The sequence below is a fragment of the Pedobacter terrestris genome (assembly GCF_052343045.1).
In the GTDB taxonomy this organism is placed as follows: domain Bacteria; phylum Bacteroidota; class Bacteroidia; order Sphingobacteriales; family Sphingobacteriaceae; genus Pedobacter.
Genome location: NZ_CP180264.1, coordinates 4,513,335 through 4,536,908, shown reverse-complemented (window position 1 = coordinate 4,536,908; position 23,574 = coordinate 4,513,335). Strand labels below are relative to the sequence as shown.

Genomic DNA, 23,574 nt, shown 5'->3' with positions numbered 1-23,574 from the left:
TACACGTTTTGACGACTTTGTGATTGGTTTGTAGCTAGATTGCTTAGCGTCAGTTTTTTATTTAAACAACACTACGATTATTTTAATCGAATAGAATCTGGCAACTTGCTTATAAAGGAATGCTCAGCTGCCAGATGGCTACAATTGGTATCAGATTAATATAACACTCTAAACTTGATGGTATGCTCAATTTTTTTCAGAGATTTAAACACATGTTTATCGTATTCTGTATTGATATCAGTAATAGCATATCCAATTTCAGAATTGGTCATCAAAAACTGACCAACAATATTAATATCGTGTTTGGCAAAAACCGTATTTATTTTTGCCATAATTCCCGGTACGTTTTTATGGATATGAATTAGTCTGTGCGATTTGTCAATTTTAGGCAATTGCAGATTCGGGAAATTCTGGCTTAGATAGGTTGCGCCGGTATTCATAAAATCGATCATTCTTTTCGGGATAAAATCGATGTTATGCGGGTTGTTTTTGGGATCATCAAAAAGTACGATACCCATTTTGGCACAAAGGTCAAGATCAAGTTTTCCTTTGCTGTTGCCCAGATATCCGATTGTTTTCAGTTTTACTGCATTTTTCATGCGTTCGTGATCTAGTTTTTCTCCATCAGCCGCAACAATCATAGCCACATCTTTTACATATTTTTCTTCAAAAGATTCTTTGTGTCGGATAGAAAGGCCATCATTTTTGAGCATTGCAATCGTTTTCGGATCAACATCTCCAATCACCAAACACAATATTCTGTTTTTAGGATAAGAAATCGCTCTTGGCAAATCATTTACATAAAGAAATTCATCAAAACTTGGCGTAATATGATCAGCTTTTTCAACGATACTTTGTCTGGCAATATTCTCTGTAAAGGCAAAAAACTTATTAATCAGGCCGCTTTCGCGCAATTGAAAATCTGAATAGCCATCGCCAATTCCAAACAGCTCTCCTTCCAGTTTTAAGTGTTGTAACAACTTCACTTTTCCTCCTTCTTCGCTTAAAGGGTTTGCGTGGTCGTAATCAATAATATTTCCGTCTCCGGTAGTAACAAAAGTATTGGCGTAAATATTTTCTTTTTTAATGTGATACTGGCTAACAACGGGCGTAATAAATTCTTTGAAACCGCCAGAAACAATCAGAACATCATCGGCATGTTTTTTAAAGAAATCCGCATTGCGGGAAAATGATTTCGATACTTTTTTCTTCAGAAATTTGATCAGTTCTTTAAGATGCTCTTCATTGGCTTCTAAAAGTTTTATGCGTTGAGCTAAACTTTCTGAGAAAGACAGTTTACCTTCCATCGCCTGGTTGGTATAATCTTCAATTTTTTGAAAGATTATTTCTCTTTCAGGATGCTTTTTCAAAGAAATTCTGGCCAACTCATCCAGAGCTTCTACCTGGGTAAATGTACTATCAAAATCGATGATGTAATACGCTTTTTGTTTAGGCATTATCTTAAATATTGGGTAATTTCAGTTATACTTTGTGCAACGGGTTTAAACGTTATTCCAGTTTGGCCGATGATTTTTTGATTGTCGTAAAAACTGGAGGTAACACTACTTTTCGCTGTATCTTTAGTAATTGAAGGTTCTTTTCCGGTAAAGATAGAAAAGAATTTCAAAGCTCTCCAGGCCAGGTTAAGCATCCAGGGTTTTGCTTCCGTCTGCGGGGCTTTCACTGAAAAGCCCTTTGCAATGGTTTCAAATAATGTTTTAAAATGATAATTTTCTGAAGAGAGGATAAATCTTTCTGCGGTAATATCGGCATCCATCAGTAAAATCATCGCTTTAACTACATCGTCAACATCAACCAACCCGGTTGAGCCATCGGTATAGAATGAAAAGCCATCTTTTACCAGTTTAAAAATGGAGCCGCTACCTTCAAAACCCGCACTTTTGCCAATAATGACAGATGGATTTACAATTACCGCATCCAGTCCTTCAGAAATGCCACGCCAAACTTCCATTTCACCTTCATATTTGGAAAGGCCGTATGCATGGGCTTTGGCATCGTATTCCCAGAAATCTTTTTCTGATATAAGTTTCCCCTTTTTTGCTTCGCCTAAGGCGGCAATTGAACTTACGTGTAGCAAACGGCAATTGTATTCCAAACAGAGATTTACAATGTTCGATGTGCCGTTGATATTGACATGGAACAATTGTTTTTTATGTTTTGAATTGAGCGAAACAAAAGCCGCACAATGGTAAACATGTGTAACATCTGTAAATGCATCTTCTAAAGCAGAAGGTTCATTGATGTCTGCGATTACCCATTCAATTAAAGAATTATTTAGAAGAATTTTTGGAATGGCAGAATTTTCGCGCTTAGTTGCCCTTACCGGCAAAGCCTTATCGGTAAGCTGTTTTATTAATTCAGAACCTAGAAATCCTGTTCCGCCGGTTACCAGTATCATTTTATTTTTTTCGGGCTATATGTGGAAATACGCATTCAAAAATAGATATTTGAGGCGAGAGTTTTAAAAATATGTCGTTAACAGATTTCTTTTCGCCCATCAACCCCGATCGTTTCAAGCCTAAAAATGGATTTTTGAACAGTCAGCTAGGTTTAAAAACGCGGATTTATACAGAAGATTTTCCGGATCTGGAGGATGAAAAATTCGATCTGGCCATTATTGGTGTTCTGGATGGTAGAAATGCTTTAGATAACGAAGGGTGTGCATTGGCGCCAGACTATTTTAGAGAAAAGTTCTACAGATTAAATGAAGGTGCTTTTACCAGCAGAATTGTTGATTTAGGCAATATAAAACATGGTGCAACGGTTGCAGATACGTATATCGCTTTGCGGATGGTGGTTTCCGATTTAATCAGAAAAGATATTATTCCGGTGATAATTGGCGGAGGTCAGGATTTGACTTATGGACAATACATGGGATATGAAGATCTGGAACAGAAAGTAGATCTTGTGGTTATAGACAATCGGTTCGATATTGATGACGATGAAGAACAGGGCCTGGCCACCAGGTCTGATTGTTATTTGAATAAAATTTTCCTGCACCAGCCAAACTTCCTTTTCAATTTTAGCAATGTAGGTTATCAAACGTATTTTGTAAATCAGGAGAGTTTGAGTGTGATGGATAAACTCTATTTCGATGTGCACCGTTTAGGCGAGTTTGCGCAAGATATTAGTCTCGCAGAACCCGTTATCCGAAACGCCAATATGGTAAGTTTTGACATGGGTGCCATTCGTTCTGCAGACGCTGCAGGAAATGCGAATGCTACGCCAAACGGGTTTGATGGAGAAGAAGCCTGTAGAATTGCGCGTTATGCCGGCATTAATGATAAACTTACGTCGATTGGCTTCTATGAATTTAATCCGGCATATGATAATAATGGACAAACGGCATTTCTCCTTGCACAGATGGTTTGGTATTTCGTTGATGGATTTTATGCGCGCAAGAAAGATTTTCCGTTAACACCTAAGTCGCAGTTTATTATCTACCGAACAAGTTTGAAAGATGGGACAGGTGAAATGACTTTCGTTAAAAGTAAGAAATCCGATCGTTGGTGGATGCAGGTGCCATACCCGTCAGGGCAGTCACAAAATGAACGCTATCATCTGGTTCCATGTCGTTATGACGACTATCAGATTGCCGTAAATGGGGATATGCCTGATCTTTGGTGGAGAACTTACCAGAAACTTACATAAATTCAGGAAGTCGATTGTTTTTTTTGGGTGCATAAAGGTATATTTGGAATACAGTTACATCAATCACCAAAAAAAGATGAAAAAATTAATCTTATCTGCCATGGCATTGTTGCCTTTGGCAGCAATGGCTCAAAAGCCATTTGTTTTAAACGGTTCTGCTAAGGCCCTAAAAACCGGCGATAAAATTTATTTGTTATATAAAACGGGAGGTAAGGATATTACGGATTCAACAACCGTTGCTAATGGGACTTTCGCTTTTAAAGGCGCTGTATTAGATCCGACCAGAGCTTCTTTGTTTCTTAACAAAAATCCATATGTAAAAAGACCTTCAGCAGGAGAAAAGGTAGACGGTTTAAACGTATATCTGGAGCCAGCGACCATTAACCTTACAACGGCAGATTCGCTGAAAAATGCAACCATCACCGGATCTGTAGTAAATGATGATTCAAAGAAATTGAATGCATTAACTAAGCCTGTAACGGATAAACTGGCAGTGATTGATGCGGAATACAAAGCACTAAAACCAGAGCAGAAGAAGGATGAGGCCATCATGAAAGAATTGAGTGGCAGATATGAAAAGGAATCTGCTGGTTTACCTCCTATTTATTTAGAATTTGCAAAAAACAATCCAAAATCATTCATCAGCTTAACAGCTATTGGACAATTAATGTACGATCCTGAGCAACTTGCTGGTGCAGAAAAAGCATATTTGGCTTTAACACCGGAATTGAAAGCAACAACTTCAGGAAAAAGCCTGGCGCAACGGTTTGAAGCCAATAGAAAAACTGCAGTTGGCGTTATGGCCATGGATTTCACTCAAAATGATCCGGATGGTAAACCCGTTAAACTGTCTGATTTTAAAGGTAAATATGTGTTGGTAGATTTTTGGGCTTCATGGTGTGGTCCTTGTAGAAAGGAAAATCCAAATGTGGTTACAGCTTATAACAAATATAAGGACAAAGGTTTTACCGTTTTAGGTGTATCTCTTGATCAACCTGGGAAAAAAGAAGCATGGTTAAAAGCGATTGCTGATGATAAATTAACCTGGACACATGTTTCAGATTTAAAGTTCTGGGATAATGAAGTAGCTAAAATGTATGGCATTAATTCTATTCCGGCAAACTTTCTGATCGATCCTAGCGGTAAAATTATTGCAAAAGGATTAAGAGAAGAAGCTTTGCAAAGTAAGTTAGAAGAACTATTGGGTGCAAAATCCAAATAATACAAAATTACATTTAAGAACCCGGGTTAGCTCTACTGCGCTGGCCCGGGTTTTTTTATTCCAAAAAAAACAGATACCAGTTACACGTTGGATTTATTCAGATGTTTGTATTCATACATCATCTCCGCATTAACATTGCAAAAAAAAGGCGGTGCTTTTAGCACCGCCCTAAGTAATTATTTACTTAAATACATCGACTTGTCTTTGTATAATTTTCTAAAATATGGATCTTCGAGATCTTTGATGAAACGAATAGCTTCACCGGTCGATTTCATTTCCGGGCCAAGCTCTTTTGCTACCTCAGGGAATTTCTCATAAGAGAATACCGGTTCTTTAATCGCATAACCGTTTAGCTTACGCTCTATCTTAAAGTCTTTCAATTTCGCAACACCCAGCATAATTTTTGCAGCGATGTTGATGTAAGGTACATCATATGCCTTTGCAATAAATGGAACCGTACGTGATGCTCTTGGATTGGCTTCAATTACGTAAACTTTCTCATCCTTAACGGCAAACTGAATGTTTAGCAAGCCGCTAATGTTTAGTGCTTTTGCGAGTTTTTTAGAGTATGTTTCCATTTGGTTGGTAACACTTTCGCTTAAGCTGAAAGGAGGCAATACAGCGCTTGAGTCTCCAGAATGGATCCCAGCAGGTTCGATGTGTTCCATCATTCCGATAATGTGAACGTCTTCTCCGTCACAGATTGAATCGGATTCAGATTCTTCTGCACGATCTAAGAAGTGGTCAATCAAAACACGGTTTCCAGGCAAATCTCCCAGAAGCTTAACAACAGCTTTTTCCAGGTCTTCATCATTGATTACAATGCTCATGCCTTGTCCACCTAAAACGTAACTTGGACGAACCAAAACCGGATAACCCACCTGGTTGGCTACTACTAAAGCTTCTTCAGCATTTTCAGCAACTCCATAACGTGGATATGGAATGTCAAGTTCTTTCAGTAAATCAGAGAAACGTCCGCGATCTTCTGCAAGATCCATGTTTTCGAAAGAAGTACCGATAATTTTAACGCCTTTTGCGGTAAGTTGTTCAGCCATTTTCAATGCTGTTTGTCCGCCAAGCTGTACAATTACGCCTTCTGGTTTTTCAAGATCGATAATTTCACGAACATGTTCCCAGAATACCGGCTCAAAATACAATTTATCTGCCATGTTAAAATCCGTAGAAACTGTTTCAGGATTACAGTTCACCATGATGGCTTCAAAACCAGATTCTTTTGCCGCTAACAAACCGTGCACACAAGAATAATCAAACTCAATTCCTTGTCCGATACGGTTTGGACCAGAACCCAGAACAATTATTTTTCTACGGTTAGACGGGATAGATTCGTTTTCTTGTTCAAAAGTTGAGTAGTAATATGGCGTTTGTGCCGGAAATTCTGCCGCACAGGTATCTACCATTTTATATACTCGGCGAATGCCGAGTTCTTTACGGCGGTCATAAACCTCATCTTCTGTTACATTGCCTAATAACCAGGCAATTTGTACGTCAGAGAAACCTTTTTGTTTCAATGTGATAAAGAAATCCTGAGGGATATTGTTCAAAGAATATCTCTTCAATTCCGTTTCTAAAGCAACTAATTCCTGAATTTGATTCAAGAACCATTTATCAATGCGGGTTGCTTTACGGATAGATTCCAAAGGAACACCCATTGTCATCGCATCTTTGATTAAGAATAAACGGTTCCAGGAAGCGTGTTCCAGGCCGTCCATAATTTCATTGATGTTTTTGTTTTGTCTGCCATCTGCGCCTAAACCAGCACGGCCGATTTCCAAACTCTGACAAGCTTTTTGTAAAGCTTCGATGAATGTACGGCCGATGGCCATTACTTCACCTACAGATTTCATCTGTAAGCCTAGTTCTTTATTTGCGCCTTTAAATTTATCGAAGTTCCAACGTGGCACTTTAACGATTACATAATCTAAAGTAGGTTCAAAATATGCAGAAGTTGTTTTGGTAATTTGATTTTCAATTTCGTCAAGGTTGTAACCGATTGCCAGTTTTGCTGCAATCTTCGCAATTGGATAACCTGTTGCTTTACTTGCCAAAGCCGATGAACGAGAAACACGTGGGTTAATTTCAATAGCGATAATTTCGTCATTTGCCGGATTAACCGAAAACTGAACATTACATCCGCCAGCGAAATTTCCAATAGCGCGCATCATTTTAATCGCTTGGTTACGCATGTCCTGGTAACAACGATCAGACAGTGTCATTGCTGGTGCAACGGTTATTGAATCTCCTGTATGGATTCCCATTGGATCGAAATTCTCGATAGAGCAAATGATAATTACGTTATCGTTGCTATCTCTCAATAGTTCCAATTCATATTCTTTCCAACCTAAAACAGCTTGTTCAACCAAAACCTCGTGTGTTGGAGAGGCTTCTAAACCGCGTTTAAGCGCTGCATCAAATTCTTCTTTTTTGTGTACGAAACCGCCACCAGAACCACCTAAGGTGTAAGAAGGACGAATAACCAGCGGATAACCAATTTCTTGAGCAGCCTCTTTTCCTTCAAGAAATGAGTTGGCAATTTTTGAGGTTGCCACACCTACCCCAATATCGACCATTAACTGGCGGAAAGCTTCACGATTTTCAGTTTTTTCAATCGCATCTGTATCTACTCCGATTACCCGAACACCGTATTTTTCCCAAACACCACGCTCTTCTGCTTCCTTACAAAGGTTTAGTGCAGTTTGACCGCCCATAGTTGGCAATACAGCATCGATTCTTGGTAGTTCCTCAGAAGCAATGTGTTCTTGTAAAATTTGTTCAATCGAATCAACTGATAAAGGGCGAAGATAAACATGATCGCCGATAACTTTATCCGTCATGATGGTTGCCGGATTGGAGTTGATGATAGAAACAGCGATACCTTCTTCTTTTAAAGATAAAGCCGACTGAGAACCCGAGTAATCAAATTCGCAGGCCTGACCAATAATAATTGGACCTGAACCGATAATTAATACTGAGCGAATGGAAGTGTCTTTAGGCATGATATAAAATCAAAAATTAAAGTTAAATTGTCTACAAAGACTACAAAGCAACGAGATTTTTGTGCTTTTTAAGGAGTAAAATCCCGACTGTTCTGTCGGGATGCAAAGATAGGTTTTTACAGTGGTTTTCATTGCAATTTTTTCAAATAAAAAAAGTGCCGCTCAGGCACTTCCAAAATCACTTGAATTTAGTCTGACTGAAACATTAAAAATTACTTCCAGAACAGCGCTTAAATCTACTATTACTATAAAAACCGTTTCGTTATTGTTGCAGTGTGATGATCCCTAAATCTGTTGTAGAACTGTCTTTTACGGCCACATTTTCAATAACCGTTTCTTTATACGGCGGATTGGTTTTGATCAGCACCTTATACACGCCTTGTTTTAAATTATTAAAGCTGAAACTGCCTTGTGCAGTTTCAGCAGAAATGGTGTCGGTACCGGCAATTATTGAAATTCCATTTACGGCCTCAATTGGAGATACTTTTCCGATAATGCGCCCTAGCTTTATATTTTTGAATGCAAAAGAGATCAACAGAAATATAAATACAATCCCGAAAATAGTCCCTGGTTTTTTCATAATGTGTTGATTAATTCTTAAATGTACGCTAAACTTAACAGTTTGTATAGGCAATAGTTTTAAATAATGAACACTCTAAATCAGTATTGAACTGTAAAACATACATCGTTGTAGTATTTATATTATATTTAAAATTTATTTGTTAAGGTTTTGTTAAAGAGAACGGCCATTTGGGATTCCTAAGTCAGATTTTCGTCATGATGAATATAAAGCATTAATATTGGCAATAATGTTGTAATAAGCGTATCGTATTTGCGTTTAGTAAATACTTTAGAGTTCGATCTAAAGCTTCCTTAGCGGATTAGTTACCCGCAGAGGATTTCTTCATAAATAGTTTGTTTGGTTTATTATCCGGTTAGAGGAGCCCTCCTCAACCGGATTTTTTCTTTTAAGGCATTTTCTCCTACATTTGGCAAACATTAACCCATGCAGATATTCTTCAGGTTTCTGGCAGATCAGTTTATGCATACTACCGCGCTTGAATGGACAGCCGTAGTTGCTGGTTTCATATGTATTTACCTGGCTGCAAAAGAGAGCATTTGGAATTGGCCTGTATCCATCATTAGTGTAAGCGCTTACGGATTGTTGTTTTATCGCGAAGCAATGTATGGAGATATGACTTTGCAGATTTACTTCCTAGGAACAGCATTTTATGGTTGGTATTTTTGGCTAAATAAAAAAGTAGAGAAACAGCGGCCCGTTAAGATCCTTAAAAAGAAAGAATGGATCGTCGTTATTTGTGCCATTCCGTTATTGTGCTTGCCCCTTGGCTGGTTTATGGCACATTATACCAATAGCAATGTGCCTTATGCCGATGGTTTTTGCACGGCTGTAAGCTTTATTGCGCAGTTATTGCTTACCAGAAAAATTTTGGAAAACTGGTTATTATGGGTGTTTGTAAACATCTGTTATATTCCTTTATTTATTTATAAAAACTTAAACCTAAGTGCTGTATTGTACATGGTACTGGTGATAATTGCTTATCGCGGCTACCTGGATTGGAGAAAAACATATCGTGAACAAGTCTGTTAAAAAAATTGCCGTAGTTGGCCCGGAAAGTACGGGTAAATCTACCATGTCTAAGTTTTTAGCCAGGTATTACAATGTTGCTTGGGTACCGGAATATGCGCGGTATTATTGTGAAACTTTGGTTGGTCCATATACATTACAAGACGAAGTAAACATGTTTTATGGGCAGGTTGCATTAGAAGATGCAGTATTGGCAACAAATCAGGCAGAATTCATGATTTGCGATACTACTTTTATTACCGTCAAAATATGGAGCGATGCCATGCTTGGCGAAACCCCACAGATTGTTTTAGATGCTTTGCCAGAAAAGCCATATGATTTATACCTGTTGATGGATATAGATCTACCTTGGGAAGATGATCCATTGCGCGATTTCCCAAATCAGCGCGAACATTTTATGGAAGTATGGCACAAGGAACTAAAATCCTTAAATGCAAATTATACCATAGTTGGGGGATTAAATGAAGCCCGCGAGCGAAATGCAGTTGCGATAATTGATAATTTCTTAAAAAACAGATAATCTTACTGGCTTGCTTACCAGCTATATTTTTTGTTAAAATAATTTTTACATTTGCAGCATCATTAGGGGTGCCTTGTTTATTAAACACAAAAACAGGCTGAGATCATACCCATTTTATGGTAAAAGGTTAAAGGTAAAAGGCAAAAGGTTCTGCGCATCGCAAACTTTAACTTTTAAACCTTCAAACCCAATACCTTAAATACACCTGATCCGGGTAATGCCGGCGTAGGGATTGGAGTTATGGAAGTTTAACTGAAATCGGGAGTACCCCTATTTCCGATGGGTTTAACTTAAAAGATCAAACATTGAAGAAATTATTGGTGGCAACTTTAGTTGCTCTTTTGCCATTTGCTGGTTGGGCACAAATTTCCGTAAGCGGAATAGTTCATGGAGGCACAAACGCACTTTCAGGTGCAAACATTAAGGTTAAAAACCGGGCGGAACGTACAGCGACAGATGGAGATGGCCGTTATTCTATTAATCTTCCGGCAGGAAAGTACACGCTGGTGGTAAGTTATATTGGTTATAAACAGCAAGAAAAAACCATTTCTGTTTCGCAGAATGAAATTGTGAATTTTGTACTAGAAGCGCAGACATTTCTGGGCGATCAGGTTGTGGTAACTGCAACTCGTGCAAATGAAAAATCAGCAACGACTTACAAGAACATTAGTAAAGAAGAAATTCAATCCAATAATTTTGGTCAGGATCTTCCTTTTATTCTGCAAAATACACCCGGCGTAGTGGCCAGTTCTGATGCTGGTGCCGGCGTTGGTTACACCGGAATTCGCATCCGCGGAAGCGATAACTCCAGAATAAATGTTACAGTAAATGGTATTCCAATTAATGATAGCGAAAGCCAAGGCACGTTTTATGTAAACATGCCCGATTTTGCTTCCTCAGTTGATAATGTTCAGATTCAGCGTGGCGTGGGTACCTCTACAAATGGTGCAGGTGCTTTTGGAGCGAGTTTAAATATACAGACCACGACTAATGAATCACTTCCGTATGCGGAAGTAAACAATACTTTTGGCAGTTTTGATACCTGGAAAAACACCGTGAAATTTGGCACCGGACTTATTGCAAATAAATTCAGCTTTGACGGTCGTTTGTCCAGAATTTCATCTGATGGTTACGTAGATCGTGGTTCTTCCCTTTTGAAATCATTTTTTGTATCTGGTACATATAAGGGAAATAAAGATTTACTGAAAATCAATGTTTTTTCCGGGAGCGAAAAAACCTATCAATCCTGGAACGGGATTCCCGAATCTCGGTTGAATAATGATGTTGCAGGAATGAATGCGTACATAGAACGCAATGATTTAAATGCCGAAGACGCTGCAAATTTGCTCAATTCTGGGCGTACGTATAACAGTTTCTTGTACAATAACCAAACAGATAACTACTGGCAAAATCATTATCAGCTGTTGTATGCCAGGCAGCTAACCAATAATTTGTCGTTTAATGGCGCACTGCACTACACAAAAGGAGAAGGTTATTACGAGGAATATCGGGCACAGAATGACTTGGCCAGTTATGGCTTAAATCCTGTGCTTATTGGCGGAACAACAATTGAACAAACAGATTTAATCCGCAGGCGTTGGTTGGATAATAATTTCTACGGACTTACTTACGCGTTTACCTATCAGCCGAAAAAGAATTTCAATTTAACTTTCGGTGGTGCCTACAATGAATATCAAGGTGCACATTTTGGCCAGGTGATTTGGGCAGAATACGCTTCTAACGGAAATCCGGATCGACGCTATTATGATAATGATGGTTTTAAAACCGATTTCAACGTTTATGCGAAAGCAAATTATAGTCCGGTTGAAGCTTTAAGTCTATTCGTAGATCTTCAGTACCGCCGGGTAAATTACACGATTGATGGCACAGAAAATGACCTCAACTATTTAAACATCGCAGATAAACTAAATTTCTTCAATCCAAAAATTGGGGCAACATATTTTATTAACCCGCAAAGTAATATTTATGGGTCTTTTAGTGTGGCAAACAAAGAACCCAATCGCGATGACTATGTAAACGCAGCCATTGATGCTTTCCCGAAAAGAGAACATCTTAATGATATTGAATTGGGTTATCGTTTTAAAAATAACCGATTTAACCTGGGTGCAAATGCATATGCGATGTTGTATAAGGACCAGTTGGTGGTAACCGGGAAAATTAATGATGTTGGCGCCAGTTATCGCCAAAATGTTGACAGAAGTTACCGTTTAGGCATTGAACTTGATGGATCTTACACCATCAATAAATATTTTATACTGAATGCTAATGCCGCGTTAAGCCGAAATAAAATCAAAAACTTTACAGAATACATTGATGATTACGATAACGGCGGACAAATCATTAACAATTACTCATTGACGGATATTTCCTATTCCCCGGCAGCAATCTTATTCGGAGAATTGGTGTATAAGCCTGTTACACGGTTTGCTGTTGCTTTGCAAAGCAAATATGTAAGCAAGCAGTATTTAGATAATACACAAAATGAAAACAGAACCTTAAATGGTTATTGGGTAAATAATGTGCGTTTTGGTTATGATTTTAAATTTGCCGGCGTAAAAAATATCAATGTTGGTTTATTGGTGAATAACATTTTGGATAAAAAATATGAAAGTAATGGATACACGTATGGATATTATTCTGGCGGGCGTTTAACCACAGAGAATTTTTATTTTCCGCAGGCGGGAACAAATTTCTTGCTCAGTTTAAATGTGAAGTTTTAAGCACAGCCGAAAAAAATATACAAATGCTTACCTTAGTTTAAGGTGAGCATTTTTTTATCCCCCGAAATGAAACAAAAAACCTACACTATTTCAGCCAGTATGTTGGTTTGGCTATCTATACTTATCCAATATTACAGCACTTATCAAATTACCGGGCAAGCGATTAAAACATTGCTGATTTTGCTCAGCTATTTTACGGTATTAACCAATATTCTGGTGGCGATAAATTTAACTGCTGAGGCCTTTTTTAAGGAAAGTAAAGTTGGGCGGTTTTTTAGTAAGCCAGAAACACGCACGGCAATTACTGTATATATTGTAGTAGTTGGTTTGGTATACAATCTTACATTGCGTTCTTATTTAAGCGGCAATGGGGTAGCAAGATTAGCGAACGAATTGCTTCATGTAATTAATCCGCTGGTTTTTCTATTGTATTGGATTATTTTCACAGACAAATCCAAATTGCGATACAGCAGTGCCGTAAAATGGCTCATTTATCCGTTGGCTTATGTATGTATGGTCATTATACGTGGGGCGCTAACTACAAAATATCCTTATCCTTTTATAAACGTAACACAAATCGGATATCCCAAAGCACTGCTTAACGGCGGTATTCTGATGTTTGTTTTTTACGTTTTATCTTTGTTTTTTATTTTTATCGGCCATAAACTGCCTTGGAAGATTAAAGGACATACTCGTCATTAATTGGTTTTACCGGTTCAGGAATATCGGTTTCTTCCAACATTTGCAGTAAATTAATTTCGATAGTTCTTGTGATCTGATTAAGCGGAATACCAGCAGAGTTGTTTTCAAAAGGATCTACCAAACTCATTCCATTTATCTGTGTAGACACAAAAACAAATCCAATTAGCCAACCTAAAAAGATAGAATAAACACCTGCATACTGACTGATAACCAAAGTAAACGTAACCACAAAGAGCCAAATAAATACTTTGGTTAAATAAGAATAGGTTGTAGGAAATACCGTGTTTTTAATTCTTTCGCTCATACCCATAGAATCTGAAAAACGCACCAGCATATCATTTATGCTTAAGAATTTAAACTGGTCCACGGCATTAGTTTTCGTTAATTTTTGTAAATCACGAGATTGTATATTTAAAATTGCATTGTGTTTGTTGCTGTGTTTTTGGATTTCCAACTGATCGGCTTCTGGCAGGTATTTTACGTAATTTTCGTCAACGGCGTTTCTTAAACTTGCTTTTAAGGCGTAAAGAAATGCAATGTGCCTGTAAATCATCCGCTTTGCGGTTGCCTCATCTCCCTCTACATAGTTTAGTACCGCACGCGTAAAAGACCTTGAATCGTTTACAATAGCACCCCATATTTTTCTGGCTTCCCACCAGCGGTCATATGCTTGATTGTTGTTAAAACCAATAAAGAAAGCGATTGCGGTACCCAATAAACTTGGAATTATGGTTGGGATTTCGAAATGATGTGCAATCAGATATTCGCGAACCAGATAGGCGACGGTACAGGAAACAATCATAATCAAGTCTACTTGCCAGGTATTCCTTAAAATTCTGCTTAGTCTGATGTTTTGAATAATAACCATAAAAGATTTTTTGAAAATGAAAGTACAAAAAAAACAATTGAATTGTTTTCAATTTTTTGATTCTAAGCGCTTAATAACGATTTTTATTTATTTTTTTTATCTTAATGCAACGTTTTAAATTCCCCATTGTCATTTAGACAGAATCAACAAAATTTTGGAGACCGTTTACGTAGATAAGAACCTCGATCTGGTAAAAGAATGCATGCAAGGCAGCCGTGCAGCACAGTTTGAATTGTACAAACTATATGCAAAGGCAATGTATAACGTTGCACTACGCATTCTGAACTATGAAGAAGAAGCCGAAGATGTTTTACAAGAATCATTTTTGGATGCATTTACACGGATTTATGATTTCAGGCAGGAAACCACTTTCGGTCTTTGGCTGAAACAAATTGTAATCAATAAATCCATAAATTATTTACGTAAACGCAAGTTTGAATTTGTGGGTACGGATGAAGTAGCCGATTTACCAGACGAAAACGGAGCCGATGATTATGAAGTGAAATTGCAGGCCGATCAAATTAGGGAAGCCATAGGCGATTTACCAGATGGTTACCGCGTTGTATTGAGTTTGTACTTATTAGAAGGATACGATCATGAAGAAATTGCACATATTTTAAAAATAAGTGAAAATACAAGCAGGACGCAGTACATGCGGGCAAAGAAAAAATTGAAGAGTATATTAGAAATGAAAGGGATGAGAGATGAATAATAAATTAGAAACGTTTGTAAAAGAAAACCGAAGGGCATTTGATGTAAAAGAACCTTCGGCCGGGCTTTGGGCGAAGATAGAAATGGGATTGGACGCTAAAGTCAAGCAAGAAAAAAGGCCATTTCGTTTATATCTGTGGATGAGTGCTGCGGCAGCTATAGTTGTTGTAATTGGATTAACCTGGTTACTTGCCGGCCACAATACGCAAAAAGACGTTGATTTTGCAGATGTGAATGCCGGTTACGCAAACAAAGAAAACCATTACGCCGGGTTGATTGAAGAAAAACGCGATAGTTTGGCCATTTTTGCAGCAGCCAATCCAGAACTGTATAAAAGGTTTACTGCAGATCTGAAAAAACTAGATGAGGAATATGGCAGACTTAAAAATGAATTGCCAACTTCAGCAAATCAAACCTCAATCATTAATGCAATGATTCAGAATCGGGAAATACAACTTCGTTTATTGAAACAACAGCTCATGATTATTAATCAGGTAGAGGATAGCAACAGAGTAAATCAAATTTAATTATACTAATCAATACGTTTTAACACATAGGCCAGTCGGCGGGTTGTATGTGTAAAACACCAAAATCAAAATGAAGATGAAGAATATAAAATTAATGCTGGCCATAGTGGCTTTACTCGCCGCAAAAACATATGCACAGGAAACAGCATTACCGGCTAATGCGGTAAGTCAGGATTACGCATCAAATTCAAAAAGTACAGTTTCCACGACACAAATACAGGATGATTATCAGGACGATGGAAATCAGAAAGCCAAAACCTTTAGTAAAGCATTTTCAGTAAGTAATGGCGATAAAATTGCCCTAAGCAATACTTATGGAAATATTATAATCAGAACCTGGAATAAGAACGAAATTAAAGTGGATGTGGATATTAAAGCCTTTAGTACTTCTGATGCTGAAGCGCAGAAACTTTTAGACCTGGTACGCATTGATGCAGATAAATCTGGCGATGCAATTAATTTTAAAACCGTTATAGATTCTGAAGATGGCAATTGGGGCAAACGCATGCGCAACGGAAAAATCACATCCAGACGCGAAGTGAAAGTAAATTACACGGTTTTCTTGCCTTTAAACAATGCGCTTACAGTTAACAACAAATACGGTAATGTAGAAATGGGAAATTACGGCGGGCCACTTTCTATGAAAGTTCAGTACGGCAATTTTAGCTCTGAGAATTTAACTGGCAACAACAGCAATATCAATATACAATACGGAAAATTGAATATTGGAAATGCGGGCAATTTGATTGTTAAACATCAATATGGCGGCGGCATTACCATTGGAAACGTTGCATCTTTAGATATGTCTGCACAATATGTTTCTGCAAAAGTGAACAATATTAGTGGAGATGCTAACATCAATATCCAATACGGTGGCGGATTAACACTTGGCGATGTGGGCGCACTAACACTTAAAGCGCAATATGTGAAAGTGGTAATCGGCAATATTAAAAAAGGCAACCCGACAATCAGTCAGCAATACGGAGGTTTGGCTATAGAAAGCGTTGGCGCCATTAATTTAAGCACACAATATGCAAACGTATCTATCGCCAGATTACGTGGAGATGCGGAATTTACTGTTCGATACAATAAACTGAATATAGATAATGTAGCGCCATCTGTAAAAACGTTAAATATTGATGGCCAATATGCCGGGATCACCGTAGGTTTTGAAACCGGTTTTAACGGTAATCTTGATGTGGATACGCAATATGCCGGGTTTAATGTAAGCAACGGCAAAATTGCAGCAAAGGAATTGAAAGAAGACGACTCGCGTTCTTACCGCTCCAGAAAACAATATAACGGAAAAATTGGTTCTGGCGGTTCATCAAACGTTACGGTAAAATCTCAATACGGAAACATCAGTTTTCAATAATAGTTAAAAACCATTATTTTGATTGCCCGGTTCAGCTTTGAGTCGGGCAATTTTCGTTTTGACCGTTTTCTTTTTCCTATATTTAAAGGCTTATGAGCAGATTTTTCTTCTTTTTAATATTGATAATGACAACATTTTTTGTGCATGCACAAGAAACGCCTGTCAAATGGGCAACCAGAGAAAGTTATTTTGAAGACTTAGCCGGAACAGATGTAAAAGCCTTCAAAGGTAAAACCGTACAGGGAAAAATATTTGATAGTAAATCGCTGAAGAACAAAATTGTGCTCATTAATTTCTGGTTCGAAAAATGTCCGCCGTGCGTAGCCGAAATGCCCGAACTTAATCGGTTGGTGGAAACTTATCAATCTAAGGACATCCGATTCATCGCCATCACTACCGACCCGGTAGCTAAAGCAAGAATATTTCAAAAGAAAATGAGTTATCAATATGAAGTTGTGTGTATGTCTTTAACGCAAATTCAGCAATTGAATATCAACAATGGTTTTCCTACAAACGTGCTGGTTGGCGCGAATGGAAAAATCATTAAAGCAATGGCCAATTTATCTTTTAGCAATGATTTGCCAGAGTTGAAATTACAAAGCGAGGACTTTGAAAAGAAATTAAAGCACGAACTTTCTGCCAATAATTAATAAGAAATTCTATATTCACAATATGTCATCACATCACATTGTAAAAGAAAAACAAGAACCTGCGCTCTATATTGATGAGTTGGGAAATTTTAGTGAAGAGCTGCTTGGCCAGCTTTTAGAGTGGAGCCCAACGGTGTTGGTTAACGGGGATAATTACGATAAAATTCGTTCACTGGGTTTAAAGATTGATGTTCTGGTAAACGGAAATCAACCTGCGCAAGAAGAAACTAAAGAAATTCAAGGTCCGGTAGATCCTTTAATGGTTGCAGTAAATTATTTGGTAGAAGAAAAATTTCCGGCAGTAAATGTAATTACGGAAAAGTTTAATTTGGAGAAATTCGCCGGATTTAATGACCAGATTAATTTGGTTGTATTTACGGCAACCGAAAAATTTTATACTATAAAATCTGGATTTTCTGTTTGGAAACCTGCAGGCAGTGTGTTTAATATTTTAGGAAACGCTTACATTGAGGTTAGCAATTTGATGCAGGTAGAAGAAGATCAGTACGAAGTGGTGAATGATGGTTTTGTAGAGTTTTCTTTTTCTGGTCAGCCAATTTTTATTAGTGAGCGTATATGATGACGATTAGAAAAGCGAAAGAAGAAGACCTGGAGCTCATTCGATTAATTGCTGCGGAAACCTGGCCGGCAACTTATCTTGATCTCATCGGGCAAGAACAGATTACGTACATGCTGGATAAGATGTACAATAAAGGCGAGTTGCTTAAACAATTGATGGACGGACATATTTTTCTGATTGCGGAAGAAGGCGAGAAAGAATTTGGTTTTGCCGGATATTCAGTTTCTGACCATGAAAAACGCATTTTTAAACTGCATAAATTATATGTTTTACCTGCTGCGCATGGAAAAGGTGCCGGCAAATTTTTGATTAATGAAGTATTTAATCAGGTTAAATTGGCAGGTGCTTCGGCGTTAGAATTAAATGTAAATAAAAATAATAAGGCAAAAGATTTCTACTTAAAAGCGGGTTTTATAGTAAAAGAAGCTGTTAAAATTGATATTGGTGGCGGTTATTTTATGGATGATTATGTGATGGAATACCGTTTTTAAATAACAATGCCACAGTTTTTAGCTGTGGCATTGTTATTTTATCGCATCTTAAAATCTATCTTTTTTCCAGTTTCGGGATTCTGGTTGGTGTATCGTTACCGTTGATGATAGAGATGGCGCTTTTTGCAATTGCCTTTATCGTCAATAGAATATTATCTACATCCAATGAACTGTATTCATCTTTTACACTGTGGTACAGTTTGTCAATATCAATCTGATCGGTGCTGATGGTATGCGCAGGTACGCCTAAAGCTGCAAGTGTAGCATTATCACTTCTATAAAAAAGTTGTTGCTGAGGATATGGATCGGGATGGAAAGTAAATTCAGTTCCTTCTAAATTTTTCTGTAGTATTTTTCCAAAATCTGAGCGTTCATAACCTGTGATAAAGGCAGTGTTCTTACCGAATTTAGATTCTTTTCCAATCATCTCGATATTAAACATGGCAACTACATCATCTGGATTTAGTTTCTCAGAAAAATAACGTGCACCAAAACCACCAATTTCTTCAGCAGTAAAGGCAACAAAAATCAATGTGCGCTCATTGTTGTTTTGTGCTTTGTAATATTTCGCCAGTGCAATCATAGCGGTAGTACCAGATGCATCATCATCTGCACCATTGGCAATACTATCGCCTTCAACAGCTTTCATTATGCCTAAATGATCATAATGTCCAGAGAAAATAACCAATTCTTTTGCTTTAGATTTGCCCGGAATCATTCCGGCAACGTTAAAAAGAGGCATTTTTTCGATTTTATTTTTTACCGCAACGCTAAAGTCTGTTACATCTGCATCTGTTAAAATGAACACTTGTACAGCAGATTTTCTGGTTAAATCTGCTTCATCCAAGGTACTTGTGCGGTTGCTAAAGCTTTGATAGCGCGGAAACTGATCTGCAAATTTTGTACTTACCAGAATAAGGTGATTTTGATCAGAAGAAGTCAATGGTCTGAATTGTTCTGCAAGCGTTTTATTGGGGTCTAATTTTACGATTTCAGTATTCTGAGGATTAAGGCTTAAGGTTTCTGTGTTGCTGCCAATAATTGCTACCGATTTCAAATCAACAGAAGTTCCGTTAATTTTTACGTCGCTGCTTTCTCTGCGCAATTGGTATTTGTAAAAAGTTTGGCGGAAAGTTTTTTCGCCGGTTAACGGTTTAAGGCCAATTTTTTTAAACTCAGATTCAATAAAAGTTGCTGCCTTATCAATGCCCGGTGTAAAAGTTGCCCGGCCTTGCATATCATCACTGCTTAATGTTTTAATCAAATGATCTGTGTATTGCCTGGTGATAATTTTATCAATGTTTTGTGCTTTAAGCTGCAAACTCGCCATGCTAACGAGCGTGAAAAAGAAAATTTTTCTCATGTTCAATTTAAGTTAGTTGTTGTTATTTAGATTTTACTTGTGTATCTAACCAGTGGTTTCTGAAGGTTTTCATTGCTGCGGTTAACGTGCCACCTGTTTTTTCAATTGGGACAATTTCTAAGAGCGGATTTTCTCCAAGGGTTAGTTTTGTACTTTTTTCTTCTCCACGATATTTATAGGCAATGCTAAGCGCATCGCCTGGTTTATGGCTTGCAACAACAGCATTGAGCGCAGTTACGGAGTTGATTTCTTTACCATCAATGCTAGTTAGAATATCACCTGCGTCTAAACCTGCGGTGTAGGCTGGCGAATCTTTTAATGTTTGCGGTAAAATAATTTGGCCATCGGTTTCTGTTAAACGGCCAAAACCTGCAAAGGCTTCCTTAGGATTTGATTTTCTCAAAATGTAACCCGCATTTAACAACAGTTTTGCGTAGTCATTTTTCTCAGTTCCGTAAATATATCGTTTAAAAAAATCCGCAGCAAACGCTGGATTTTTGGTTAAGTTGGCTAAGGTTTTTTCCAGATCTGGAACGGTATAGGCAATTTCAGTTTTTCCGTAGGTTTTCCAAAGCGCACGCATATAATCATCAAGCGTGAGCTTAAATGCCGCGCGCAAACTTAAATCAAGCGCAAGCGCTGTTGCGGCGCCATACGTATAATAGGAAGTAAAAATGTTGATTTTGTTTGTTTGATCAATGGCTACACCTGCATCTGCAAATACTGCGTACCTGCTGGCCTGGATTGGCGAAAAATATTTTGCGCCGGGTGAGTTTAATGCCTGATTGACTAAACCCGTAAAGGTTTGTGTAGCATTGTCTATTGTTTTTAAACCTGCTCTGGTTAACAGTAAATTGCCATAATATTGCGTAAAACCTTCGGCAAGCCAAAGTTCATCGCTGATGTTGGCATGTTCAAAGTTGAAAGGTTCAAGCGTTTTAGGGCGTAGGCGTTCTACATTCCAACTGTGGAAAAATTCGTGAGAGAAAGTGCCGAGTAAGTTTGCTTCATAACCGGCTATTTTTGGTGTTCGCTGTACAATTGATGTCGAATTTCTATGTTCCATACCATCACCTGCGTTTTCCGGGTACACATCTTCCAGAAAATAATAGTTTCCATAATCATAAGTTGGAAATTCTCCCCAAACGGCATAATGCTCTGCAACCATTTTTTTGAGCATTTCTGCGTAGGCATCAATACTTTGTTGATCATCGTTAGAATGTGCTACAAGATGAATGGTTTGGGTTTTACCATCTGGGTTTTGAACCGTCCATTGCGCGGCTTTATAATTGGCAATTTCCGTTGGGCTATCCATAAAGTACTGGAAATTTGGTGCGTAAAACCAACCATTTTCTTGTGGTTTAAGTTGCGTTGCAACCTTCCAGTTTAATTTTTCATCAAATTTAAAGCGAACCAAACGTGGGCGGTTATCCATTCCTGCCGGAAACGCGAAAGTTGCCGGAATGTTCATGTGTGCGTGCGTTTCGTCAAAACCAGCATAAGTTCCGTCAATCCAATTTCCGAATAAAGTATAAGTAATTTTTACTGCCGGGCCTGGGTTTTGAATTTCGTAAACATCTCCCGCCGGCTGTTTAACCAACAGAGTTTTTCCACTTTCATCAACTGCTTTAAGGTTGTATATATTTTTTCCAAATTCATGCGTTGCATATCTGCCGGGCGAAGATCTGCTCATTTTAACCGTCAAGTTCCCTTTGGGAAGGTTTGGTATAGACATGCTGATTTCAGCTTCGTGGTGTATGGCATTTGGAAAGGAAATTTCATAACGGATTTCATTTTGTGCAGATGCAGCAAAAGAGAGTAATCCGAATATTGCCAGGGCGAGGCGCTTTTTCATAAAAAGAGTTTAAGCGACTAATTTAAGCAAAATGAACTTAGTCTTTATCCCAATCGTATTTTTCCAGATCGCGGTATGCTTTGCCTTTAATGATTTCCTTCTGTTTAGTGGTTTCTGCTTCTACCCGTGTTTCATGAATATTATCGGCAACTTCAAAATGAAAATCTTTGTTTTTCTTTGATTGATAAATGAAAACTTCGTCAGCATCTGCAGTGGCAAAATCATAAGGTCCGCGCGCGCTCATCAGTTTTACAAAAACGGGTAAACACTCAAAAAAGATGAACAGCAAGCCGATAAACGTAACGGCAAGGGCTGTATTGTTGTCTTTGGTGCCATCTACATTAAATTTTAATTGTCCGAGTGCCCAGTTGCGGTCTGCAAAACCTGCAATATTGGCCAAGCTATCCAATTGTTTTCCGGTGTATAATTTCTCTGCAAGCAAACCATCAAATGTTTTCCTTTTATCAATAAAAGATTCTGCCTTGTTTATGCTGGCTTTCAGACTGTCTAGTTCATCTGTGCGTTGCTTGATTTCAGTTTCTTTTCTTTTGGCGTACGGTCCGTAACCCATTACGCCAGAGGTTTCTGTAGTTTTATTCCCGAAGATTTCGAAGTTCAGTTTCTGGCGGTCTGTTTTGATGCCTTTCTCTAACGAATCTCGCGTGGCTTTCTGTTGGTTTAAACGGCCAAATTCTACCTGATATTTGTTTTCAAAAGCTTTATTTAAAGTGTCAATCTTTGACCGTTGCCCGTTAAGGTAACTTACTTTAAGGCGTTCTTTAATCTCTTTATCAAAAATTTTAAGTTCAATAGGGCGCGAAATTACCATACCAATCATAATGGCGAGTAATATCCGCGGTGTGGCTTGTAAAAGCTGCTTATTTGTTGATGCACTTTTATTGATGCTGGATACAATATAACGGTCCATGTTGAAGATGGCCGCGCCCCATAAAAATCCAAAAATGAGCGCGAAAATAACCGCAAGGTCATCTCCTTTAAACACAAAATACATGGCATAGCCGCCAGAAAGTGCCGCAAAAAGACCAGTAAAAAAGATGGTTGCGCCAATGCCAGTATATTTATTTTGTTCTGAAGGGTATTTCTCTAAAGTGGCGGTGTGGGCACCTGAGCAAAACCAGAAAAAACGGTTTAATTTATTCATCGAAATAATTTTATATTAAACGCCTGAGCCTTAAAGTTGTTACAGCGCCAGCACAAATATTTTAGCGTTTATTTGACTGTGCTGCTTAGGCGTAATTGTTATATTTGCAAAAACACATTTTCAAAATGAAAGAGATATCGGTACAAGAACTTAAACAGAAAATTGACAATAATGAAGATTTTCAGTTGATAGATGTTCGTGAAACATTCGAATATGAAATGTCTAATCTGGAAGGCGAAAATATTCCATTAGGCGGAATTTTAATTGAAGCCGATAAAGTGGCTAAAGATAAACCTGTAATTATTCAATGCAGAAGCGGTAAAAGAAGTGCGGCCGCAGTAATGCAATTGGAACAACAATATGGTTATGAAAATTTATACAATTTAAAAGGCGGTATTTTGGCTTGGCAAGAAGCTTTTGATCCAAATATGCCAGTATACTAATTTTTAATAATTGAATTTTGAATGATTGAATTTTAAGCAACTGAGATGGAAAGTCCGCTCTGGTATGCA

At 37.9% G+C, this 23,574-nt stretch carries 21 protein-coding genes; 13 read left to right on the top strand and 8 right to left on the bottom strand.

Translation table 11 applies throughout. The annotated features are described in order from the left end of the window. Window positions 1-155: 155 nt before the first annotated feature. On the bottom strand, window positions 156-1,457 hold the full coding sequence (locus ACJVDH_RS19430; protein WP_443945062.1) for an HAD-IB family phosphatase: 1,302 nt from the start codon (window positions 1,455-1,457) through the stop codon (window positions 156-158). Further along, window positions 1,457-2,419 carry an NAD-dependent epimerase/dehydratase family protein gene (locus tag ACJVDH_RS19425; RefSeq protein WP_443945061.1) on the bottom strand — a complete coding sequence of 321 codons (963 nt, stop codon included), beginning with the start codon at window positions 2,417-2,419 and terminating at the stop codon, window positions 1,457-1,459. The genes ACJVDH_RS19430 and ACJVDH_RS19425 overlap by 1 nt, the downstream gene beginning before the upstream one ends. A 71-nt stretch (window positions 2,420-2,490) precedes the next feature. Here ACJVDH_RS19425 and ACJVDH_RS19420 point away from each other — a divergent pair, with 71 nt between their 5' ends. After that, window positions 2,491-3,672, top strand: coding sequence for a formimidoylglutamase (locus tag ACJVDH_RS19420; RefSeq protein WP_443945060.1), 1,182 nt, complete (start codon window positions 2,491-2,493; stop codon window positions 3,670-3,672). Between the two features lie 76 nt (window positions 3,673-3,748). Beyond that, window positions 3,749-4,894, top strand: coding sequence for a redoxin domain-containing protein (locus tag ACJVDH_RS19415; protein ID WP_443945059.1), 1,146 nt, complete (start codon window positions 3,749-3,751; stop codon window positions 4,892-4,894). A 176-nt stretch (window positions 4,895-5,070) separates the two neighbouring features. Here the strand turns inward: ACJVDH_RS19415 and carB are convergent, their stop codons facing one another. Together carB and ACJVDH_RS19405 are read right to left on the bottom strand one after the other, a co-directional pair. Then, a complete protein-coding gene (gene carB, locus ACJVDH_RS19410; protein WP_443945058.1) occupies window positions 5,071-7,908 on the bottom strand; it encodes a carbamoyl-phosphate synthase large subunit in 2,838 nt (945 codons plus the stop codon). A 262-nt stretch (window positions 7,909-8,170) separates the two neighbouring features. After that, complete coding sequence (locus ACJVDH_RS19405; protein WP_443945057.1) at window positions 8,171-8,488, bottom strand: carboxypeptidase regulatory-like domain-containing protein; 318 nt, start codon at window positions 8,486-8,488, stop codon at window positions 8,171-8,173. Between the two features lie 426 nt (window positions 8,489-8,914). Between ACJVDH_RS19405 and pnuC the strand changes: the two genes are divergently transcribed. From pnuC to ACJVDH_RS19385, 4 genes are all read left to right on the top strand, one after another. Beyond that, the gene (gene pnuC, locus ACJVDH_RS19400; protein WP_443945056.1) at window positions 8,915-9,520 is read left to right on the top strand and encodes a nicotinamide riboside transporter PnuC; all 606 of its coding nucleotides are present in this window, start codon (window positions 8,915-8,917) and stop codon (window positions 9,518-9,520) included. After that, on the top strand, window positions 9,504-10,037 hold the full coding sequence (locus ACJVDH_RS19395; RefSeq protein ID WP_443945055.1) for an AAA family ATPase: 534 nt from the start codon (window positions 9,504-9,506) through the stop codon (window positions 10,035-10,037). The genes pnuC and ACJVDH_RS19395 overlap by 17 nt, the downstream gene beginning before the upstream one ends. Before the next feature lie 305 nt (window positions 10,038-10,342). Next, a complete protein-coding gene (locus ACJVDH_RS19390) occupies window positions 10,343-12,778 on the top strand; it encodes a TonB-dependent receptor (protein WP_443945054.1) in 2,436 nt (811 codons plus the stop codon). A gap of 66 nt (window positions 12,779-12,844) precedes the next feature. After that, window positions 12,845-13,480, top strand: a complete 636-nt coding sequence (locus tag ACJVDH_RS19385) for a Pr6Pr family membrane protein (RefSeq protein ID WP_443945053.1) — start codon at window positions 12,845-12,847, stop codon at window positions 13,478-13,480. On the opposite strand, the gene ACJVDH_RS19380 is transcribed toward ACJVDH_RS19385, so the two are convergent. Beyond that, complete coding sequence (locus ACJVDH_RS19380; RefSeq protein ID WP_443945052.1) at window positions 13,458-14,348, bottom strand: bestrophin family protein; 891 nt, start codon at window positions 14,346-14,348, stop codon at window positions 13,458-13,460. The two genes, ACJVDH_RS19385 and ACJVDH_RS19380, sit on opposite strands and share 23 nt — an antisense overlap. Window positions 14,349-14,502: 154 nt before the next feature. Here ACJVDH_RS19380 and ACJVDH_RS19375 point away from each other — a divergent pair, with 154 nt between their 5' ends. The 6 genes from ACJVDH_RS19375 to ACJVDH_RS19350 all read left to right on the top strand — a co-directional run bounded on the left by ACJVDH_RS19375 (window position 14,503) and on the right by ACJVDH_RS19350 (window position 18,682). Beyond that, entirely contained in the window at window positions 14,503-15,060 is a 558-nt protein-coding gene (locus ACJVDH_RS19375; protein WP_443945051.1) for an RNA polymerase sigma factor, read from the top strand. Continuing rightward, the gene (locus ACJVDH_RS19370) at window positions 15,053-15,586 is read left to right on the top strand and encodes a hypothetical protein (protein WP_443945050.1); all 534 of its coding nucleotides are present in this window, start codon (window positions 15,053-15,055) and stop codon (window positions 15,584-15,586) included. Before ACJVDH_RS19375 ends, ACJVDH_RS19370 begins: the two co-directional genes overlap by 8 nt. 76 nt (window positions 15,587-15,662) lie before the next feature. Next, entirely contained in the window at window positions 15,663-16,961 is a 1,299-nt protein-coding gene (locus ACJVDH_RS19365; RefSeq protein WP_443945049.1) for a hypothetical protein, read from the top strand. Between the two features lie 125 nt (window positions 16,962-17,086). Beyond that, window positions 17,087-17,611, top strand: a complete 525-nt coding sequence (locus tag ACJVDH_RS19360) for a TlpA family protein disulfide reductase (protein ID WP_443945048.1) — start codon at window positions 17,087-17,089, stop codon at window positions 17,609-17,611. A gap of 22 nt (window positions 17,612-17,633) precedes the next feature. Then, window positions 17,634-18,191 carry a thiamine pyrophosphokinase gene (locus tag ACJVDH_RS19355; RefSeq protein ID WP_443945047.1) on the top strand — a complete coding sequence of 186 codons (558 nt, stop codon included), beginning with the start codon at window positions 17,634-17,636 and terminating at the stop codon, window positions 18,189-18,191. Continuing rightward, window positions 18,188-18,682 carry a GNAT family N-acetyltransferase gene (locus tag ACJVDH_RS19350; protein WP_443945046.1) on the top strand — a complete coding sequence of 165 codons (495 nt, stop codon included), beginning with the start codon at window positions 18,188-18,190 and terminating at the stop codon, window positions 18,680-18,682. Before ACJVDH_RS19355 ends, ACJVDH_RS19350 begins: the two co-directional genes overlap by 4 nt. A 55-nt stretch (window positions 18,683-18,737) precedes the next feature. Here ACJVDH_RS19350 and ACJVDH_RS19345 read toward each other — a convergent pair whose 3' ends face one another. Genes ACJVDH_RS19345 through ACJVDH_RS19335 form a run of 3 tightly spaced genes read right to left on the bottom strand, consistent with a single transcriptional unit; the run spans window position 18,738 to window position 23,062 of the window. Next, window positions 18,738-20,045 carry a M20/M25/M40 family metallo-hydrolase gene (locus ACJVDH_RS19345; RefSeq protein ID WP_443945045.1) on the bottom strand — a complete coding sequence of 436 codons (1,308 nt, stop codon included), beginning with the start codon at window positions 20,043-20,045 and terminating at the stop codon, window positions 18,738-18,740. A 22-nt stretch (window positions 20,046-20,067) separates the two neighbouring features. Beyond that, on the bottom strand, window positions 20,068-21,900 hold the full coding sequence (locus ACJVDH_RS19340) for a M61 family metallopeptidase (RefSeq protein WP_443945044.1): 1,833 nt from the start codon (window positions 21,898-21,900) through the stop codon (window positions 20,068-20,070). A 37-nt stretch (window positions 21,901-21,937) separates the two neighbouring features. After that, a complete protein-coding gene (locus tag ACJVDH_RS19335) occupies window positions 21,938-23,062 on the bottom strand; it encodes a DUF4407 domain-containing protein (RefSeq protein WP_443945043.1) in 1,125 nt (374 codons plus the stop codon). A gap of 125 nt (window positions 23,063-23,187) precedes the next feature. Here ACJVDH_RS19335 and ACJVDH_RS19330 point away from each other — a divergent pair, with 125 nt between their 5' ends. Then, window positions 23,188-23,505: a rhodanese-like domain-containing protein gene (locus tag ACJVDH_RS19330; RefSeq protein WP_443945042.1), complete on the top strand. Its 318-nt coding sequence runs from the start codon at window positions 23,188-23,190 to the stop codon at window positions 23,503-23,505. Window positions 23,506-23,574 lie beyond the last annotated feature (69 nt).

Bases quoted from the DNA above. Each gene is read 5' to 3' on its own strand.
- ACJVDH_RS19430 (WP_443945062.1), bottom strand. From the start codon at position 1,457: ATGCCTAAACAAAAAGCGTATTACATCATCGATTTTGATAGTACATTT.
- ACJVDH_RS19425 (WP_443945061.1), bottom strand. From the start codon at position 2,419: ATGATACTGGTAACCGGCGGAACAGGATTTCTAGGTTCTGAATTAATA.
- ACJVDH_RS19420 (WP_443945060.1), top strand. From the start codon at position 2,491: ATGTCGTTAACAGATTTCTTTTCGCCCATCAACCCCGATCGTTTCAAG.
- ACJVDH_RS19415 (WP_443945059.1), top strand. From the start codon at position 3,749: ATGAAAAAATTAATCTTATCTGCCATGGCATTGTTGCCTTTGGCAGCA.
- carB (WP_443945058.1), bottom strand. From the start codon at position 7,908: ATGCCTAAAGACACTTCCATTCGCTCAGTATTAATTATCGGTTCAGGT.
- ACJVDH_RS19405 (WP_443945057.1), bottom strand. From the start codon at position 8,488: ATGAAAAAACCAGGGACTATTTTCGGGATTGTATTTATATTTCTGTTG.
- pnuC (WP_443945056.1), top strand. From the start codon at position 8,915: ATGCAGATATTCTTCAGGTTTCTGGCAGATCAGTTTATGCATACTACC.
- ACJVDH_RS19385 (WP_443945053.1), top strand. From the start codon at position 12,845: ATGAAACAAAAAACCTACACTATTTCAGCCAGTATGTTGGTTTGGCTA.
- ACJVDH_RS19380 (WP_443945052.1), bottom strand. From the start codon at position 14,348: ATGGTTATTATTCAAAACATCAGACTAAGCAGAATTTTAAGGAATACC.
- ACJVDH_RS19370 (WP_443945050.1), top strand. From the start codon at position 15,053: ATGAATAATAAATTAGAAACGTTTGTAAAAGAAAACCGAAGGGCATTT.
- ACJVDH_RS19365 (WP_443945049.1), top strand. From the start codon at position 15,663: ATGAAGAATATAAAATTAATGCTGGCCATAGTGGCTTTACTCGCCGCA.
- ACJVDH_RS19360 (WP_443945048.1), top strand. From the start codon at position 17,087: ATGACAACATTTTTTGTGCATGCACAAGAAACGCCTGTCAAATGGGCA.
- ACJVDH_RS19355 (WP_443945047.1), top strand. From the start codon at position 17,634: ATGTCATCACATCACATTGTAAAAGAAAAACAAGAACCTGCGCTCTAT.
- ACJVDH_RS19350 (WP_443945046.1), top strand. From the start codon at position 18,188: ATGATGACGATTAGAAAAGCGAAAGAAGAAGACCTGGAGCTCATTCGA.
- ACJVDH_RS19345 (WP_443945045.1), bottom strand. From the start codon at position 20,045: ATGAGAAAAATTTTCTTTTTCACGCTCGTTAGCATGGCGAGTTTGCAG.
- ACJVDH_RS19340 (WP_443945044.1), bottom strand. From the start codon at position 21,900: ATGAAAAAGCGCCTCGCCCTGGCAATATTCGGATTACTCTCTTTTGCT.
- ACJVDH_RS19335 (WP_443945043.1), bottom strand. From the start codon at position 23,062: ATGAATAAATTAAACCGTTTTTTCTGGTTTTGCTCAGGTGCCCACACC.
- ACJVDH_RS19330 (WP_443945042.1), top strand. From the start codon at position 23,188: ATGAAAGAGATATCGGTACAAGAACTTAAACAGAAAATTGACAATAAT.